At 50.1% G+C, this 16427-nt stretch carries 18 protein-coding genes; 9 read left to right on the top strand and 9 right to left on the bottom strand.

Going from position 1 to position 16427, the window contains the following annotated elements:
• Positions 1 to 41: 41 nt before the first annotated feature.
• Complete coding sequence (locus IPP66_15715; GenBank protein MBK9926720.1) at positions 42 to 449, bottom strand: endonuclease domain-containing protein; 408 nt, start codon at positions 447 to 449, stop codon at positions 42 to 44.
• A 154-nt stretch (positions 450 to 603) separates the two neighbouring features.
• On the bottom strand, positions 604 to 1314 hold the full coding sequence (deoC, locus tag IPP66_15710; protein ID MBK9926719.1) for a deoxyribose-phosphate aldolase: 711 nt from the start codon (positions 1312 to 1314) through the stop codon (positions 604 to 606).
• Positions 1315 to 1534: 220 nt separating this feature from the next.
• On the opposite strand from deoC, the gene IPP66_15705 reads away from it, so the two are divergent.
• From IPP66_15705 to IPP66_15665, 9 genes are all read left to right on the top strand, one after another.
• The gene (locus IPP66_15705; GenBank protein MBK9926718.1) at positions 1535 to 2074 is read left to right on the top strand and encodes a DinB family protein; all 540 of its coding nucleotides are present in this window, start codon (positions 1535 to 1537) and stop codon (positions 2072 to 2074) included.
• A 67-nt stretch (positions 2075 to 2141) separates the two neighbouring features.
• Positions 2142 to 2312 carry a hypothetical protein gene (locus IPP66_15700; GenBank protein ID MBK9926717.1) on the top strand — a complete coding sequence of 57 codons (171 nt, stop codon included), beginning with the start codon at positions 2142 to 2144 and terminating at the stop codon, positions 2310 to 2312.
• A gap of 87 nt (positions 2313 to 2399) precedes the next feature.
• Positions 2400 to 3779 carry a magnesium transporter gene (gene mgtE / locus IPP66_15695; GenBank protein MBK9926716.1) on the top strand — a complete coding sequence of 460 codons (1380 nt, stop codon included), beginning with the start codon at positions 2400 to 2402 and terminating at the stop codon, positions 3777 to 3779.
• 74 nt (positions 3780 to 3853) lie between these two features.
• Positions 3854 to 4690: a DUF2785 domain-containing protein gene (locus tag IPP66_15690; GenBank protein MBK9926715.1), complete on the top strand. Its 837-nt coding sequence runs from the start codon at positions 3854 to 3856 to the stop codon at positions 4688 to 4690.
• 11 nt (positions 4691 to 4701) lie between these two features.
• Positions 4702 to 5331 carry a class I SAM-dependent methyltransferase gene (locus tag IPP66_15685; GenBank protein MBK9926714.1) on the top strand — a complete coding sequence of 210 codons (630 nt, stop codon included), beginning with the start codon at positions 4702 to 4704 and terminating at the stop codon, positions 5329 to 5331.
• Positions 5328 to 6122 (top strand): ABC-2 family transporter protein, encoded by a 795-nt coding sequence (locus tag IPP66_15680; protein ID MBK9926713.1) that lies wholly within the window; start codon positions 5328 to 5330, stop codon positions 6120 to 6122. Before IPP66_15685 ends, IPP66_15680 begins: the two co-directional genes overlap by 4 nt.
• Positions 6123 to 6124: 2 nt before the next feature.
• Positions 6125 to 6907, top strand: a complete 783-nt coding sequence (locus IPP66_15675) for an ABC-2 family transporter protein (GenBank protein ID MBK9926712.1) — start codon at positions 6125 to 6127, stop codon at positions 6905 to 6907.
• 112 nt (positions 6908 to 7019) lie between these two features.
• A complete protein-coding gene (gene rpsO, locus IPP66_15670; protein MBK9926711.1) occupies positions 7020 to 7292 on the top strand; it encodes a 30S ribosomal protein S15 in 273 nt (90 codons plus the stop codon).
• A gap of 265 nt (positions 7293 to 7557) precedes the next feature.
• A complete protein-coding gene (locus tag IPP66_15665; protein ID MBK9926710.1) occupies positions 7558 to 9819 on the top strand; it encodes a polyribonucleotide nucleotidyltransferase in 2262 nt (753 codons plus the stop codon).
• 74 nt (positions 9820 to 9893) lie between these two features.
• On the opposite strand, the gene IPP66_15660 is transcribed toward IPP66_15665, so the two are convergent.
• From IPP66_15660 to IPP66_15630, 7 genes are all read right to left on the bottom strand, one after another.
• Complete coding sequence (locus tag IPP66_15660; GenBank protein MBK9926709.1) at positions 9894 to 11057, bottom strand: aminotransferase class V-fold PLP-dependent enzyme; 1164 nt, start codon at positions 11055 to 11057, stop codon at positions 9894 to 9896.
• A 99-nt stretch (positions 11058 to 11156) separates the two neighbouring features.
• On the bottom strand, positions 11157 to 11627 hold the full coding sequence (locus tag IPP66_15655; GenBank protein ID MBK9926708.1) for a gluconokinase: 471 nt from the start codon (positions 11625 to 11627) through the stop codon (positions 11157 to 11159).
• 20 nt (positions 11628 to 11647) lie between these two features.
• Positions 11648 to 12907: a DUF2088 domain-containing protein gene (locus IPP66_15650; GenBank protein MBK9926707.1), complete on the bottom strand. Its 1260-nt coding sequence runs from the start codon at positions 12905 to 12907 to the stop codon at positions 11648 to 11650.
• A gap of 47 nt (positions 12908 to 12954) precedes the next feature.
• The gene (locus IPP66_15645) at positions 12955 to 13791 is read right to left on the bottom strand and encodes an SDR family oxidoreductase (protein ID MBK9926706.1); all 837 of its coding nucleotides are present in this window, start codon (positions 13789 to 13791) and stop codon (positions 12955 to 12957) included.
• A gap of 27 nt (positions 13792 to 13818) precedes the next feature.
• Positions 13819 to 15195: a glucuronate isomerase gene (gene uxaC / locus IPP66_15640; protein ID MBK9926705.1), complete on the bottom strand. Its 1377-nt coding sequence runs from the start codon at positions 15193 to 15195 to the stop codon at positions 13819 to 13821.
• A 159-nt stretch (positions 15196 to 15354) separates the two neighbouring features.
• Positions 15355 to 15696, bottom strand: a complete 342-nt coding sequence (locus tag IPP66_15635) for a hypothetical protein (GenBank protein MBK9926704.1) — start codon at positions 15694 to 15696, stop codon at positions 15355 to 15357.
• A gap of 2 nt (positions 15697 to 15698) precedes the next feature.
• A complete protein-coding gene (locus IPP66_15630; GenBank protein ID MBK9926703.1) occupies positions 15699 to 16331 on the bottom strand; it encodes a hypothetical protein in 633 nt (210 codons plus the stop codon).
• Positions 16332 to 16427: the final 96 nt, after the last annotated feature.

Here is a 16427-nt window from a genome sequence, read left to right as displayed (position 1 = left end):
ACCCCGTCCCTCCCCAAGTCCGAAATAAAAAGTAAGGCTAATTATTCATAATTCCAGTTCGGACTTGGGGAGGGTGCCCGATAGGGCGGGTGGGGCTGAATGTTTATGTTTTCCAAAATTACTTCAAGCACTTTATCAATATCCTTCATCACGTCGTTGTTATAAAAACGCAAAACCCGATAACCTTTGGACTCTAAAAACGCAGTCCGCTCTGCATCGTATTCTTCCTGTTCCAAATGTTGGCTGCCATCCAATTCAACGATCAGCATCTTGCTCGGCGCGCAGAAGTCCGTGATGTAGTTTCCAATTGCATGTTGACGACGAAAACCAACTCCGCCTAAGCGATGAGCACGCAAACGTGACCACAACTTTGTCTCCGCAGGAGTTTGATTGAGTCGTAATTCCCCAGCTCGGCGCATGATCTTTGGTGTTGAGCGTTTTTCAGTCATAGATTAATACTGCCTGCCCCACCCTGCCCTCTCCAAGTCCACAAGCGAGATTTGAAATAATTATTCAAGATATTTATTGTGGACTTAGGGAGGGTGCTCCGTAGGGACGGGAGGGGCCGTAGCCTTTATCTCACTAAACCTTCCTCTTTCACCATCAATACCCTGTTTCTTTTTTACCCGCATCCTGTTTACTTGGGCCTTGAATGATCTTCACACCAGCGCTCGCGCCAATGCGTGTGGCTCCAGCACGGATCATCTTCTCGGCATCCTCATACGTGCGGACTCCGCCTGAGGCTTTGACGCCCATCTCCGCTCCAACCGTCTTGCGCATCAACGCAATATCGTGGACAGTCGCACCGCCACCTGCAAACCCTGTGGACGTTTTGACGAAGTCCGCGCCCGCTTCTTTCGAGAGCAGGCACGCGATTATTTTTTCTTCATCGGTCAATAACACGGTTTCAATAATAACCTTCACAATGGCCTTGTGATCGTGCGCCGTGGTCACAACTCCGCTAATGTCTTTGGCGACGAGTTCGAGGTCACGTCCCTTCAACGCACCGACGTTGATCACCATGTCAATTTCAGCGGCACCCTGGTCAATGGCAGATTTTGTCTCAAAGGCTTTGACGTCCGATAACGTTGCCCCAAGCGGAAAACCGATCACAGTGCATACTTTCACGGGCGAGCCCTGCAAAAGGTCCGCGCACAAACTTACCCACGTTGGGTTCACACACACCGAAGCAAAGTTGTATTGGCGCGCTTCAGAGCATAAGTGAGCGATCTCCTCTTTCTTGGCATCAGGCTTCAGAAGCGTATGGTCGATCACACCAGCTAGATTCGAATCATCGAAAGCCGTATCAGACATAAAGGTCGATTGATCCGCATCAAAGGCGGCGACCTCCTGCGTAATCTTTTTTACAAGTTCCCCAATATCTTTTGAATCAAGTTTAGTCATATTTTCTACTCCAGCGATTCGGTTTTCCGTCACAGACTTGCTCATGGCATTATCGTATCGATAAAGGTTTGCGTCAAGTGAACAGACGCGTCAACGGCCATGCGCTATAATTTGATAAAAGGAATGTATCATGAAAAATCTTACTGTCCCCACATCCGACGAATACGCACCATTTTATGCAGGCTACATCCAATACGCATCCAAAAGGGGCGATGTGCTTGCGGCGCTCCCTAAACAAATAGACGAGATCAAGTCTGCGCTTGGGAAACTTACCGACAAACAAGCCCTCTTCCGCGATGCGCCAAAGGAATGGTCCATCAAAGAAGTGGTGGGACATCTCAATGACACAGAACGCGTCTTTTCGTACCGACTCCTGCGTGTGTCACGAAATGACTCCACTCCCCTTTCAGGCTTCGAACAGGATGATTTCGTCCGCGAGGCTGGGTTCGATGATTGGTCACTGTCAGATTTGATTCAAGAGTTCGAACACCTGCGCCGCGCCAACATAATCGCCATCAACAATATGAAAGAAGAATCTGTCAACTATCGTGGTACGGCCAGTGGAGCAACGGTCAGCGCGCGGGCATTGATCCATATGCTTGTCGGCCACGTGGATCATCACATGGCAAGCCTGCACGAAAAATATTTACCTGTTGCCGTCACGTTATAACCATTACCAAATTGAAATTTTCCTCCCTTGACGCATGTCAATGCACGGGAGTATAAACCGCTAAGCTATGAACACATACAATCATCCCACGCAAAGAAAGGAAGTGACCGCCTTGGACGCTGATGTGCCGCTATTGCGCTCATCGTTGATTCGTTTTAATGTCTCCGAATTGCGATACTCACAGAACCCATCAGGCCGCCCATACGCGCGTCATCTTTTTCTATTGAGCGCGGCATGAAACGTATGCGGCTTGTCATTCTGTAACCTTCGCCACCTTCGGAGAACGTCCCAAGGTGGCTTTTATTTTTCACTATGGAGGTGTACCATGAATGCAGAAATGACAATTTTAGATCTCGAATCCTACATCGAGGCTCGTGACTTCGCGGCTCTGCGCGAAGAGATCAGGAACTGGCCCGCAGGCGATCTGGCCGAATTGATGGAGCCGTTGTCGGTTGAGAAAGAGGCGGTGGTTTTTCGTCTGCTTCCTCGCAATCAAGCCGCAGAAATATTTTCGTATCTATCCAATGAACGTCAACAGGAATTATTGAAGGCACTGGCGCATGAGGAAGTTGTCAACATCCTCAACGCCATGTCAGATGATGACCGCACCGAATTATTGGAAGAGTTACCCGCAAAGGTCACACAACAACTGCTGGGATTGCTTTCTCAGGAAGAGCGACAACTGGCATCCAAATATTTGGGATACCCTGAGAACAGCGTTGGCCGTTTGATGACCCCCCACTTCGTACGCGTCAGGCCGCACTGGACAGTTGCTCAAGCTCTCGATCATATTCGCCGCTACGGGCTGGATTCTGAAACAATGAGCATGATCTATGTGATCGATGAAGATGGTCGTCTTATTGATGATCTGCGCATCCGTCACATTTTGTTGGCCGCTCCTGAAAGCCTGATCTCCGACCTAATGGACGAACGCTACGTGGCACTGAAAGCGTCCGATGATCGCGAGATCGCTGTGACCGAGATCAAAGACGCTGACCTGACCGCTCTACCCATCACAGATAGTCAGGGTGTACTGATCGGCATCGTCACCGTAGACGATATCCTCGATGTGGCCGAGGAAGAGGCCACAGAAGACATACAAAAATTGGGCGGTTCTGAAGCTCTCGATGAACCATACATGGAAATCGCCATCCCTAAAATGGTGCGTAAACGCGCTACCTGGTTGGTGATCCTGTTCCTCAGCGAAATGCTCACCGCCACCGCCATGGGAAATTTTGAGCACGAGATCGCTAAGGCCGTTGTGCTTTCCATATTCGTCCCGCTCGTCATTTCAAGCGGAGGCAATTCCGGTTCACAAGCTTCTACTTTGATCATCCGCGCAATGGCCCTTGGCGAGGTGACATTGAAGGATTGGTGGCGTGTAATGCGCCGTGAGTTCCTATCTGGTTTGTCATTAGGCGTTGTGTTGGGAACGATCGGCTTTATCCGCATCACCTTGTGGGCAAAAATATTCCATGCCTATGGTGAGCACTGGTTCCTGCTGGCAATGACCGTAGGCTTGTCTCTGGTCGGCATTGTTCTTTGGGGCTCGTTATCCGGTTCGATGTTACCTTTCCTGTTACGAAAAGTCGGGCTCGACCCAGCCACCTCATCGGCCCCATTTGTCGCAACCCTTGTGGATGTGTCGGGATTAATCATCTACTTCTCGGTTGCCGCAGTGATCCTGCGCGGAACCTTGTTATAAGTAAAGCGACATCAGCCCTCTGAGTAGTACCTTGGAGGGCTGATGTCATTCATACAGAGATGTATAATTCAATTATGATGCCTAAAGAATTTTGGATCTCCCTAGCAAAAAATGACTACAAAATCCCTGAGGGGCATACGCTCCAGGGTTTGACAAAGGAATTATTCAGTTACCTCGGCAGTACTGACCCCGAACTACGCGATGACATTGCTTATATGGTCTATGCCAATTGGCTTAAGCGCGAGATGTATATAACAGATGAAATACGCGCACACGTAAACGAGCTATTAGGGAATCTCGATAAAGGTATTGGCGAAATCGAAGCCGACTCGGTCTTCCTACGGACTTTTTCCGTTCTCCTTCTGGCAGAAATCGTCCACAACGATAATAAGAAGCCTTTGCTTGATAAAGAGCAGGTCCAAGTCATCCTCGCAAAGGGGTTATGGTACCTCGGCGCAGAAAAAGATCCGCGCGGGCATCTCCCAGTCAAGGGTTGGGCACATGCCATCGCCCACACAGCAGACTTGATGCTCGTGTTGGGAAAAAATCGCTTCACAGGCAAAAATGACCATGAAGTCATCTTGAAAGCCATTGCAGACAAACTTATCCATTCCACAAATTGGGTATACATTCATGGAGAGGACGAACGTCTTGCCAGTGCTGTAGCGGTGATACTTGGAAGAGATACTGTCTCGATTGACTTTCTAAAAGAATGGGGCAAGTCCTTTACTGAACCTGAGAAATCATGGAACGGCGCCTACATGGATGAAGGACAAGCAAAGGCCTATCACAACGTCCGTAATTTTCTACGGAGCGTGTCCGAAGAGATTCGCAAAGCAGATGAACTGCCCAATAAGGCAAGCATACAAACCGTCATATTCGAAGCACTCGACGAGTTGAAACCCTATTAGGAATCAAAGCCATGGACTACAAAAATATCGTCAAATCTGGGTACGACAAAATCGCAGACCGCTACCTCGATGAACGTGGGGGCGACAGAAGGAATACGGCAAACGTCCGCTTGCTCAACGATTTCATCGAACTACTCGCACCAAACTCCAAAGTTTTGGATGCGGGCTGTGGAGCAGGGCTTCCGATCACGCGAATGCTGGCAGAGCGCTTCGATGTCATCGGCGTGGATTTTTCCAAAGAACAGGTTGAACGCGCAAAAAAGAATGTGCCCAACGCACACTTCTTCTGTCAGGATATGACCGATCTCGATTTTCCAGACGAATCGCTGGACGGCATCTGCTCATACTATGCCATCATCCATATCCCACGCGAAGAACACGAGAAACTGTTTGCCGATTTCTATAGAATGCTCAGAACAAGCGGCGTAGCATTACTGTGTCTCGGCGCAGAAAACCTTGTAGACGATATTGACGAAAATTTTCTCGGCACACGCATGTATTGGAGTCATTACGACTCTGAGACGTATCTCAAAATGCTGAAAACGAGTGGCTTCTCCATCATCTGGGCAAAACACATTGATGACGATACCTGTGAGGGCGCAAAGCACCTGTTCGTGTTAGCACAAAAGAAAACAAAATGAACGCCATCAAAAAATATTGGGCGATCTTCCAGATCACGCTCATTAATAGTCTGGCCTACCCCGGCGAGCTAATTGGGCGCAGTCTGATGATCCTGCCTTTTATGTGGATCTTCTACCAGTTATGGAAGGTCACATTCAGCGCCGCAGGGGCGGATACCATCAATGACATGACGATCTATAGCACGATGTGGTACCTCATGATGGCCGAAACCATTGAACTTAGTCGCCCACGGCTGGCTAACACGATCTCTGACAACGTCAAAGACGGTTCCATCGCTTACATCCTGAACAAACCATATAACTTCTTACTCTACCAATTCAGCAACTCCATGGGCGAGACAATTTTCCGCGCCGTGATGAATGCGATACTTGGTGGGCTGATCGTGTGGTGGCTGGTCGGCCCACCACCTGCGCCACTGGGGTGGGTTTTTGCTGCTCTCGCGTTATTCGGCACATGGGTTCTAAATTTCTGTATCAGTTGTTTGATCGGCCTGTCTGCATTCCTTGTGGAAGAAGTATCACCATTCGTTTGGATCTATCAAAAGTTCGTTTTCATCCTGGGCGGTTTCCTCATCCCACTTGATTTTTACCCTGCCTGGCTCCAATCCATCGCCAAGGCACTCCCATTCGCTTACATGGTCTACGGGCCATCAAAGCTACTTGTTTCGCCTTCTGTTGAATTATTTGTAAATATCCTATCCATGCAGGCGCTGTGGATCGTGGTGCTTGGTTCGATTCTTATCCTTGCCTATCGCCGTGGTGTCACCCATCTTACGGTGAATGGAGGATGATTATGAAACACATCAAATTCCTTTTCGCCATATGGCAGGCCAACCTGCAATCCGTAATGGAGTATCGCGTCTCCTTCCTGACGCAGGTCATCGGGATGATGCTGAACAATTTCTTCTATTTCGCGATCTGGATCGTCTTTTTCGACCGTTTCAAGGAGGTGCGTGGCTGGGGCATCAACGACATGTATGTCACTTTCGGTGTCATCGCCAGTGCATTCGGCATTGTTTCGCTTTTCTTCGGGAACTCCTTCATGCTGGGCGATATCATCAATAATGGCAGGCTTGACTATTACCTATCCCTGCCACGCCCTGTACTGCTTCACACGATCTCCAGTCGTATGATCTCGAGCGGCATGGGAGATTTCACCTACGGATTTCTCAGCTATGCCCTGTCCGGTCAATTCACGTGGGACGGCTTACTCCGCTTCATTCTTGCCATCATTTTGGCGGCTGTGATCTTTGCATCTTTTCTTATTCTGGTGAACAGTCTGGCATTCTGGGCAGGGATCGTTTCAAGTTTCACCAACATGATGGTCAACGCCATCATTACTTTCGGCATTTACCCCATCACCCTCTTTGACAATTACGCCAAGTTGATCCTGTTTACGCTCATCCCCGCCGCATTGATGGGCGCTGTCCCTGCAGAGTTCATTGCAAAATTTACCTGGCAGACTCTGGCCGAACTCCTGCTTGGGGCGCTGGCTTTTCTTGGGTTGGCCGTGGCAGTTTTCAGGTCCGGATTGAGGCGGTATGAATCCGGTAGCGCCATTCAGGTGGAAGTATAGGTCGCCTTTTCTGGTATAATCACGGTTCGTGACTGGTCCTGCAAGCGGTTTGTTTCGACAGACTGCGAGCATGGAGACCTGCGCCATAATCTAGAGAAAGGAAGCAAACGTCATGCCGTTAAATAAGGAAGTTAAGACCAAGGTCATCGCGGATTTTCACCGCCACGACACGGACACAGGTTCACCCGAAGTGCAAGTTGCCATTCTGACGAACCGTATCCAACAGTTGACCGACCACTTGCGGATCAATAAAAAGGACGAGTCCTGCCGCCGTGGTTTGTTGATGATGGTCGGGCAACGCCGTCGCCTGCTGACCTACCTGCGCAAGGTGGATTACAAGCGATATTTGGCTGTTACCGAAAGTTTGAAACTGCGCCACAAATAAAATGTGTTCTTTGTAGGGGCGACCCAATGGGTCGCCCCTACACGTATCAATCCGCGGTCAGGAATTGAATAGCGCGAATGACAACATCGCAAGTCACCCCCGCTCTTCAGTCCCTGACAAAATAGGCGGAACACAAACTTAGGCTTACGTTGACCAAAATTAACTGATTCAAAAGAGACTCTGGAACGCTAAGATTTATGGGAATCTTCGCGCTTTTCGCGTCCCTTTATCAGACAAGGCAATGTAAGCAGTCTTAGGAGACAAAATGAAACCCGAATCAAAGAAATATTCAGCAACCGTTGGGACCCAAACCCTCACCTTTGAGACCGGCAAACTGGCTGGTCAAGCTGGCGGTGCGGTGACCTTCGGCACGAGCGAGTGCATCGTTTTCGCCGCGGCCACCATGGGCGGCGTACGTGATGGCATCGACTTCTTCCCGCTCAGTGTGGAATACGAAGAAAGACTCTATGCTGGTGGAAAAATCCCCGGCTCTTTCTTCCGAAGAGAGGGTCGTGCATCGACCGAGTCCATCCTCACCGCTCGCCTGACCGACCGCCCCATCCGTCCGCTATTTCAAGACGGCATGCGCAACGAAGTACAGGTGATCGTCTACTCTCACTCAGCGAACGGCGTTGACCCGCTCGATATCCTCGCTATCAATGCCGCATCTGCCGCGATCATGATCTCAGACATTCCCTGGAATGGACCCATCGCCGCAGTACGCGTGGGACGTGTAGATGGTGAATTCGTCATCAACCCAACCTTCGCCCAAATGGACGCTTCAGATCTGGACCTTCGGATTGCCGGCTCGAAAGATGCCATTCTCATGGTCGAATGCGGCGCCGACGAGATCCCTGACGAAATCATGGTAGATGCCCTCGAACTGGGACATAAATCCATCCAGCCGTTGATCGACTTGCAACTACAAATGGCCGCCGAGATCGGCAAGCCGAAACGCGAAGTGACATTGTTCCTGCCGAGCGAAGAAGTTAAGAAAAAAGTGTTCGATCGCGTTAGCGGCCCGATGAACGAACTGCTCGATAAGCCTCTTTCCAAAAACGAATTCTATAGTGGCATGGCTGAGATCAAAACAGCCGCCGAAGCCGAATTAACAGCCGTACCTGAAGGCGCAAATCCTGCTGACTACATCCCAGTCAACATGTTCCGTGAAGCTTTCGAACAAGCTGAACAGGCTGTTGTGCGTGAACGCATCTTGAGCATGGGCAAGCGCCCTGATGGTCGCACACCGACCGATGTCCGCCCGATTTGGTGTGAGGTCAATGTCTCACCCCGCGCACATGGAACTGGTCTGTTCACACGCGGCGAGACACAGATCCTTTCGTTTGCCACACTCGGCACCTTGGGCGAGGCACAGGAACTTGATAACCTCTCCCCCAACGATACCAAACGCTATATGCACCATTACAACTTCCCGCCGTTCTCCACAGGTGAGGTCAAGCCTCTTCGTGGCCAGAGCAGGCGTGAGGTCGGGCATGGAGCGCTGGCAGAACGTGCGTTGGAACCGGTCATCCCGAATCAAGAGTCGTTCCCTTATGCGATCCGTGTCGTGTCCGAAGCCTTGTCATCCAATGGCTCGACCTCAATGGGTTCTGTCTGCGGTTCGACGCTCGCCTTGATGGATGCTGGTGTCCCGATCAAAGCCCCGGTCTCCGGCGTGGCGATGGGTCTCATCACCGATGAGACTGGCCGTTACAAAATTTTGACCGACATTCAAGGAACCGAAGATCATCTTGGCGATATGGATTTCAAGGTCGCTGGCACTACGGCTGGCATCACAGCCCTGCAAATGGACATCAAGATTAGCGGCTTGAGCACACAGATGATGAAGGAAGCACTCGAACAGGCCAAGGCCGCACGCTTGCACATCATGAACAAGATGCTCGAAGTGCTTGCTGAGCCGCGTCCGCAGATCAAGGATCACGCACCGCGCATCATTACCGTGAAGATCCCTGTTGACAAGATCGGCGCATTGATCGGCCCCGGTGGAAAGAACATCCGCGCCTTGCAGGAAGAAACCGGCACCAAGATCGACATCGAAGAAGACGGTACTGTATACATTGCTTCGACCGATGGCGTTGGTGCAAAGATCGCACAGGAACGTGTTGAAGCATTGGGCGAGAATGCCGTGATCGGCAATATCTACACCGGTAAAGTTGTTCGCATCGCTGACTTCGGTGCGTTCGTCGAGATCCTGCCCGGCGTGGATGGACTCGTCCACATCTCACAACTTGACAGCGAACGCGTTGAAAAAGTCGAATCCGTTGTCAGCATGGGCGATGAGATCACCGTAATGGTGACCGATATCGACGGCCAAGGCAAGATCCGCCTGTCACGTCAGGCCGTGCTCGAAGGCTGGACCGCCGAAGAAGCGCGCGAGAAAGATCAGCGCAAACCCGGTGGTGGAGGCGGCCGTAACGGCGGGGGTGGTCGTGGTGGAGATCGCGGAAGCCGAGGTGGTGACCGTGGAGGAAATCGCGGCGGCGGTGATCGCGGTGGAAGAAGATAAGTAGGTCGTAAATGTAACGGACGAAGCACAAAGGCTTCGTCCGTTTTTTTGTTAAGCAATAGATGTGTGCGTGGTCAAGCCCTTACCTGAGGCAACAACACGCGCAAGGCACTTACCAGAGAATCAATATCATCTTGTGTGTTGTATCCCTGCACAGAGATACGTACGAATTGCTTATCCTGCCACTGGACCAGCGGCACTTCTATTTTGTACTCATCGTACAAGCGGCTTTTTAATACCGGAAGATTGGACAATGGTAACGGCGCAATTCCCATTTGGCCGTAAAGATCGGATTCGAGAGGATATAACGGAGGCAGGTTCGTCAGATTACAAATTTGATCTATTCCTTGGCGTAATAGGTTATGACATTCTTCCCGCACTTTATCCCAATGGTGTTCTTGCATGAATTGGATAGCCGCTGGGACGGTTAAGGCAGCGGCAGGATCTTTGGTTCCTGTCCATTGCAAAAGATCAATAAATCGAGATCCCGTGGTTGTCTCTGGAGTTGGGTTATACCCCCAACTCACGATCAATGGATCAATGAGATGTTGCAAATCCCGCCTCACATATAAGAATGCGGAGCCCTTTGCATTAAGCATCCATTTATGACAATTTCCGAAGACAATATCTGCGCCGAGTGCCTGCAAGTCAAGTGGAATTTGTCCAGGAGAGTGTGCCGCATCTACAACAGTAATGATCCCTGCAGATTTTGCACGCTGGCAGATCTGCTCTACTGGCATGCGCAAGGCCGTTGGAGAAGTGATATGACTCACGTAAATGACTTTTGTACGTGAAGTAACACCCTGCCAAAACAGATTCACGATTTCCTCTTCAGAATGAACAGGCAAGGGAATAGGCTGGTGAATATATTTTGCACCTGTTTTACTGCAAATGAAATTCCAAGCATAATCACAGGCACCGTATTCATGGTCAGTCGTTAGGATTTCATCACCAGACTGGAGTTGCAAGGAATGAGCAACAATATTTACTCCATGTGTTGCGTTGGGAATATATGCCAAGTCATCGGCATCGGCATTGAGATATTCCCCAAGTACCTGGCGAGAAGTCTTTAGGAGTGCATCAATTTCACGGCCAAGAAAAAGTACGGGCTGGCGCTCCAAGCGTAATTGCCAGTTCTGGTAGGCATCAAAAACAGATTTCGGAGTTGCGCCGAAAGAGCCATGATTGAGGAAGATAACATTTGGATCAAGGAGAAAGTGGGGTTTTATAGAATTCATGAGGAGATTATAAGATATGTCTTGACCAGCCAAAGGAATTTTCATTCCCATTTTGTATGGAACACGCCCTCTTTATCGATTCTTCGATAAATGTTCAAATTACTTCTCCATGTATTTCAATATTTCCTGCACAATATCATCCAGCGACATTGATATATCAATTGTAAGTGCGTTCATCGGAACTTCTAGCGTCTCGAACTGACTCTTCAACATGTGTGGCTTCATATAATGATCTGTCCGTTTTTCCATGCGAGACCAGATCAATTCATAACTGCCTTTGAGATAAACGATTTGCACACCTTCGTTACCATCCATTAATTTTTGACGGTAACGCTCTTTGAGCGCAGAACAGGCCAACACACCGGGTTTATCCGCTTTCAGGTTGGATGAAATCAGTTCGTGCAACAAAGCAAGCCACGGAGCGCGGTCTGAATCGTCGAGCGGAATCCCGCTTGCCATTTTGGCGACATTCTCAGGCGGGTGAAAATCATCAGCATCGTAAAAGTCCCATCCCAGAGACTGAGCGAGGGCTTTGCCCACGCTTGACTTGCCACATCCAGAAACACCCATCACGATAAAAAAACAAGTTTTCATTTTTTCAACCGATATAAAATCTCGCCTGCTTTCGGCACATATAAAACGCCTTCGTCCTCGCGGTCCCGCCAGTCGTCAACATTGATCTTTGCGGGATCAAGATAACCCAAATTCAATCGCGCACAATCTTCGGCAGAAATCTTGCTCGCCAGCGTCACATGCACATTCGGTTTTTCGATTCCATTTTCCATGACACCCGAACCGCGCACATGAGTCGAATGCGCCAGCACACCCAGCGGATAATTCTTGTACCGTTCCCAATCGCTCAACAGATACGGCAGGATGTGATACCCCGCTTCATAAATATATTTTCCATGCACGTGGCTCACCACATCCAAGTGCGGCGCATAAATAATCACCTCGCCGCCAATCGCCACCGCAGGCTCCAACTTATACATCGCCTTCGCACCTGTCCACAACTCATCATACATCGGAGGCGCACACGACAAAACTCTTTGGAACGGCTTCTCACACCATTTGATGTGACGTTCTGCGGACAGCTCCGCCGCTTCATTCCAAGCTGACAAATGGTCGCCAACGAACAGCCCGCTCAACCCCTTGCCTTCTACTACTAACGCGACCAACGTGAGCGGAGTCTTGACCCGCTCCGCCGCCGCATGGATCATCGCACGGACAGGTGTATCTTTAATTCCAATCGTCCCGACAACGCCAGCCAATGCGCCCAACCAATGCGTAGCATTGATCATGTCTGCGCCAGAGATACCAGGGAAGAGATACTTTGCTCCACCTGAAAATCCCACCACCTCATGCGGAAACGTCGGACCAAGGATTACGATGTGATCGTATTCAAGGGCGGCTTTATTGATACGAATATCCACTTCATTGGGCAGGGACGAATGCCAATTCGTTCCTGCGATTTGTTTAATCTCATCCTGCTCAATGATGCCAAGCGAAGTCAATTCAGACGGAGTATCCCAAGCATGGTTCAGCAAACCGACATGCTTGAATGTCGTCGTCCGCTCATCGGCAGTGATGCCCACCAGCTTGTTGATACCCTCTTCATCCAACGGCGGGTGCGTCCCCAATGCCACCATGAAATCCAATTGCTTCGCACCATGCAACACATCCACAAGAGCACGGAACAAGAACGGCAATGGCAATGAGCGCGTGTGATCAGGAATCAACACCAGTAGGCGTTGACCATTAAATTGACCCGACAACACGCTCAACGTATTGCGAATTTCATCATCCGATAAGAGTTGTTCGTTCGGGGTTATTGCTTTTGAAAATATCATCTTGTAATCCGTCGTAGGGGCGAAGCAATGCTTCGCCCCTACCAACATTACACACCTGAAAACACCGAGAAACCACCATCAATCGGAAGCACCACACCCGTCACGAAAGCGGATGCGGGGGAGATCAGCCACATTGTCGCACCAAGCAGGTCTTCGGGAGTCCCGAAGCGGTTCATTGGGGTGTGAGACAAAATCGATTGACCACGCGGAGTCAATTCGCCAGTGTCCTTGTCTGTGAGGAGGAATCGATTCTGATCCGTAAGGAAAAACCCAGGCGCGATCGCGTTGACACGAATCTTCGACGAATAATTCTGCGCCATATGAACAGCAAGCCACTGCGTGAAGTTGCTGACCGCCGCCTTCGCCGCCGAGTACGCAGGGATGCGCGTGAGCGGACGAAAGGCGTTCATCGAAGAGACGTTGAGGATCACGCCTTCACCACGCTCTGCCATATTACGACCGAATACCTGACACGGCAAAATTGTGCCAAGTAAGTTTAGATCGCCAACATGACGAAGCGCATCAAGTGGCAGATCGAAGAAAGAAAGATCAGGCTTGGTGGTTGCAGATGGATGATTGCCGCCCGCACCGTTGATGAGAATATCAACGTGACCGAACTCAGCTTTGATAGTTTCATTTGCCTGCTGCAAAGTCTCGACCTTGAGGACATCACCAAAGACGCGCACACCGCGTCCTTTTACAACTTTAGGAAAACGTTCGATGACCTTCTGTGCGAGTTCCTGATCGCGGTCAAGGAGCACAACATTCGCGTTGCAACCTACCAACGCACAAGCGATTTCACTCCCCAGCACCCCTGCCCCGCCCGTGACTAAGACCGTGCGATCTGAGAAATCATAAAGCGATTTTAGTTCTTCGAGATTCATGTATGTTCCAATCAAATTGTTGGGCAATTACGTTAATTTATAAGCACGTCTCGCCAAGCCAACTGCAAATTCTTGAATCATTTCGATTGCATCATCCATACCCACGATATGACGAACAACTAATCCTGCCAACCAATTCGCAGAGGCGCGCCGCCACACATCATGTCGTGCAGGGATAGAGCAGAAGGCACGTGTATCATCGTTGAAACCAGCGGTGTTGTAAATCCCTGCTGTCTCCATGACTTGATCGAAGTAACGCGCCATACCATTCAAGCTGTCATGGAACCACCACGGAGGTCCGAGTTTGAGCGCAGGATAGTGACCTGCAAGTGTAGCGAGTTCACGAGAATAAGTCGTTTCATCGAGCGTGAAGAGGATCAACGTAAGGCGCGAGTCATTTCCGTATTTATTCAACAAGGGAAGCAAATTGCGTGTGTATTCGGTTTGTAGAGGAATGTCCGCACCTTTATCTAAGCCGAACTTTTGGAAAACGATGTCATTGTGATTGCGGAGGGAACCTGGATGCAACTGCATAACCAACCCGTCTTCAATGCTCATGCGTGCCATTTCCATCAGCATGTGGGCAGTGAATTGGGTCGCGTCGTTGGGCTTGGGGCTGCCATTGAGCGCACGCTGGAAAATCTCATCTGCTTCAATATCCGATAATTCAGCAGTGATGGGAGTCAAAGCGGCGTGATCGGTTGCAGTAGCACCAATGGATTTGAAGAAGGCGCGTCGCTGTTCCAAGGCTTGGATAAAGGACTTGTAATCCTTTACATCAACGCCGCTGACTTCACTCAGCTTGTCGATATTTGTTTTCCAATTCGGGGCATCGAGGTTGACCACGCCATCGGGGCGGAAGGTTGGACGGATGTTACCTTTCCAACCACTTTGGCGAATGGCCTGATGATGTTCAAGCGTATCTGTCGCCGCATCGGTGGTGCAAAGAACTTCGATATTGAATCGCTCGAAGAGTTTGCGGGGAGAAAATTCAGGGGAGAATAATTTCTCTGAAAGTGAATCAAACAATCGGTCGGCGTTTGAGGCGGATGGTTTTTCATCCACGCCAAAAACGGATGCGAGTTCATCCGTCAACCAGATGCCCGAAGGAGTCCCGCGGAAGAGGTGGAAGTTCGTGCAGAAGAGTTTCCAAATCTCGCGGTGATCGCCTGCAAGCAAGGCATCCAATGGAATGCCCTGTGAATACAACATGCGGGTAATGTAGTGGTCGGGGATGATGAATAGCTCGGCAGGCGTGCCGAAGGAGGCTTTCGGGTCGGAGAAGAGACGTGAGTCAACATGACCATGCGGCGAAACGATGGGAAGTTTCGCAACAGTTTGATAAAGATTGCGCGCGATGTCGCGGATGGCAGGGTCGGATGATAGAAAGCGATCAGGGTTCATAGTAGCACGCCAGTCAACCGCCATCCACGAAAATGATCGTATTGTTCAAATAATTAGAAACAGATAATACAAAAAGCTCAACATCGTCTTTGATGTCATCGGCTATATTGCTGATCTTCATGTGTGTCCAGAAACAATGACAGCATTAGCCCCCTACACCTACTTCATTCCATTCAACACACGCGCAATCACAGCATCCAATAACGCCCCGTCCACTTGACCATCTAATTTCGCCAACACAGCGGACTTGATCTTCTGCTTTAGGTCGGCATCCGATGGTTTGGCGATCTCATGCACAGCAGAGACGTACAGATTCACCGAAGGGCTATACGTCGCTTTTGGGGCGGATGCCGTTTCAACGCGGTTGATCTTCATGTCAAGTTTCATGGCGCGTTCCAAGGCCAAGTCAGTGATGACCACATTATCTGTCACATCAATGGATGTGACTCCTCTAGCTTTCATATCGTCAATATCGCGTTCGGTGTAAAAGGTTTTTGCCATAATTATTTCTCAGGCCGTCCTTCCAACTCTTCCAATGCTTTCACTGCCGCATTCCGCGCAGACACGATCTCAGCTTCAGAGCCAGAGAGCCACATACGACCAAACCGCCCAACGGACGAGACGTGCAAGATCTTGATCGTCGCACCTTTCTCCGCTTCGTTGACCGCGTAATTGATATAAGCGGCGGGTGCACATTCCAATACGAGCATCGTCTCACCAGGGACAAGCATTGAGCCACGGCGGAAGCGATTCAACAACTGCGCCTGATAGGGGTCCACGTTGGTGATGATCTGCACCGAAGCAATGAAAGGCTTGATGCGTTCTTCTGGTTTCAGGCCGAGTCTATCTAACACGATCCGGCCCGCTTCCAGCACCTCGGATTGTGAATGCGAATGGACCTCGAACATGCCGAACTCGCGCTCAACGATCTGCGCGCCCGGCTTGGCTTCTGTAGATTTGACGGCGATATCCACAAGGCGGAAGACCTCATTGCCCGGCGCAACTTCCACATACAGGGAAGCCATGCCCTCTGTCGGCAGGTCACCTTGTGTGATCGTTCCGACAAATGCCGCATATTGCGGTTGCATTCGGTCGAGATATGAGTAAACGCGTAATGAAAATTTTTCCGATGCCATATGTCTCCAATGTCTCATGTCGTTGCGAGGAGCGCACTTGCTCTTTGCGACGAAGCAATCTCCTCATGGTAAGTGGGGATTGCTTCACGCCTTCGG

The sequence above is a fragment of the Candidatus Defluviilinea proxima genome (assembly GCA_016721115.1).
Classification (GTDB): domain Bacteria; phylum Chloroflexota; class Anaerolineae; order Anaerolineales; family Villigracilaceae; genus Defluviilinea; species Defluviilinea proxima.
Note: the sequence above shows the minus strand (reverse complement) of the source record. Positions and strands in the feature narration are given on the sequence as shown.

Excerpts from the sequence above, each read along its gene's own strand:
- IPP66_15715 (MBK9926720.1), bottom strand. The coding sequence starts at position 449 with ATGACTGAAAAACGCTCAACACCAAAGATCATGCGCCGAGCTGGGGAA.
- deoC (MBK9926719.1), bottom strand. The coding sequence starts at position 1,314 with ATGTCTGATACGGCTTTCGATGATTCGAATCTAGCTGGTGTGATCGAC.
- IPP66_15705 (MBK9926718.1), top strand. The coding sequence starts at position 1,535 with ATGAAAAATCTTACTGTCCCCACATCCGACGAATACGCACCATTTTAT.
- IPP66_15700 (MBK9926717.1), top strand. The coding sequence starts at position 2,142 with ATGAACACATACAATCATCCCACGCAAAGAAAGGAAGTGACCGCCTTG.
- mgtE (MBK9926716.1), top strand. The coding sequence starts at position 2,400 with ATGAATGCAGAAATGACAATTTTAGATCTCGAATCCTACATCGAGGCT.
- IPP66_15690 (MBK9926715.1), top strand. The coding sequence starts at position 3,854 with ATGATGCCTAAAGAATTTTGGATCTCCCTAGCAAAAAATGACTACAAA.
- IPP66_15685 (MBK9926714.1), top strand. The coding sequence starts at position 4,702 with ATGGACTACAAAAATATCGTCAAATCTGGGTACGACAAAATCGCAGAC.
- IPP66_15680 (MBK9926713.1), top strand. The coding sequence starts at position 5,328 with ATGAACGCCATCAAAAAATATTGGGCGATCTTCCAGATCACGCTCATT.
- IPP66_15675 (MBK9926712.1), top strand. The coding sequence starts at position 6,125 with ATGAAACACATCAAATTCCTTTTCGCCATATGGCAGGCCAACCTGCAA.
- rpsO (MBK9926711.1), top strand. The coding sequence starts at position 7,020 with ATGCCGTTAAATAAGGAAGTTAAGACCAAGGTCATCGCGGATTTTCAC.
- IPP66_15665 (MBK9926710.1), top strand. The coding sequence starts at position 7,558 with ATGAAACCCGAATCAAAGAAATATTCAGCAACCGTTGGGACCCAAACC.
- IPP66_15660 (MBK9926709.1), bottom strand. The coding sequence starts at position 11,057 with ATGAATTCTATAAAACCCCACTTTCTCCTTGATCCAAATGTTATCTTC.
- IPP66_15655 (MBK9926708.1), bottom strand. The coding sequence starts at position 11,627 with ATGGGTGTTTCTGGATGTGGCAAGTCAAGCGTGGGCAAAGCCCTCGCT.
- IPP66_15650 (MBK9926707.1), bottom strand. The coding sequence starts at position 12,907 with ATGATATTTTCAAAAGCAATAACCCCGAACGAACAACTCTTATCGGAT.
- IPP66_15645 (MBK9926706.1), bottom strand. The coding sequence starts at position 13,791 with ATGAATCTCGAAGAACTAAAATCGCTTTATGATTTCTCAGATCGCACG.
- uxaC (MBK9926705.1), bottom strand. The coding sequence starts at position 15,195 with ATGAACCCTGATCGCTTTCTATCATCCGACCCTGCCATCCGCGACATC.
- IPP66_15635 (MBK9926704.1), bottom strand. The coding sequence starts at position 15,696 with ATGGCAAAAACCTTTTACACCGAACGCGATATTGACGATATGAAAGCT.
- IPP66_15630 (MBK9926703.1), bottom strand. The coding sequence starts at position 16,331 with ATGGCATCGGAAAAATTTTCATTACGCGTTTACTCATATCTCGACCGA.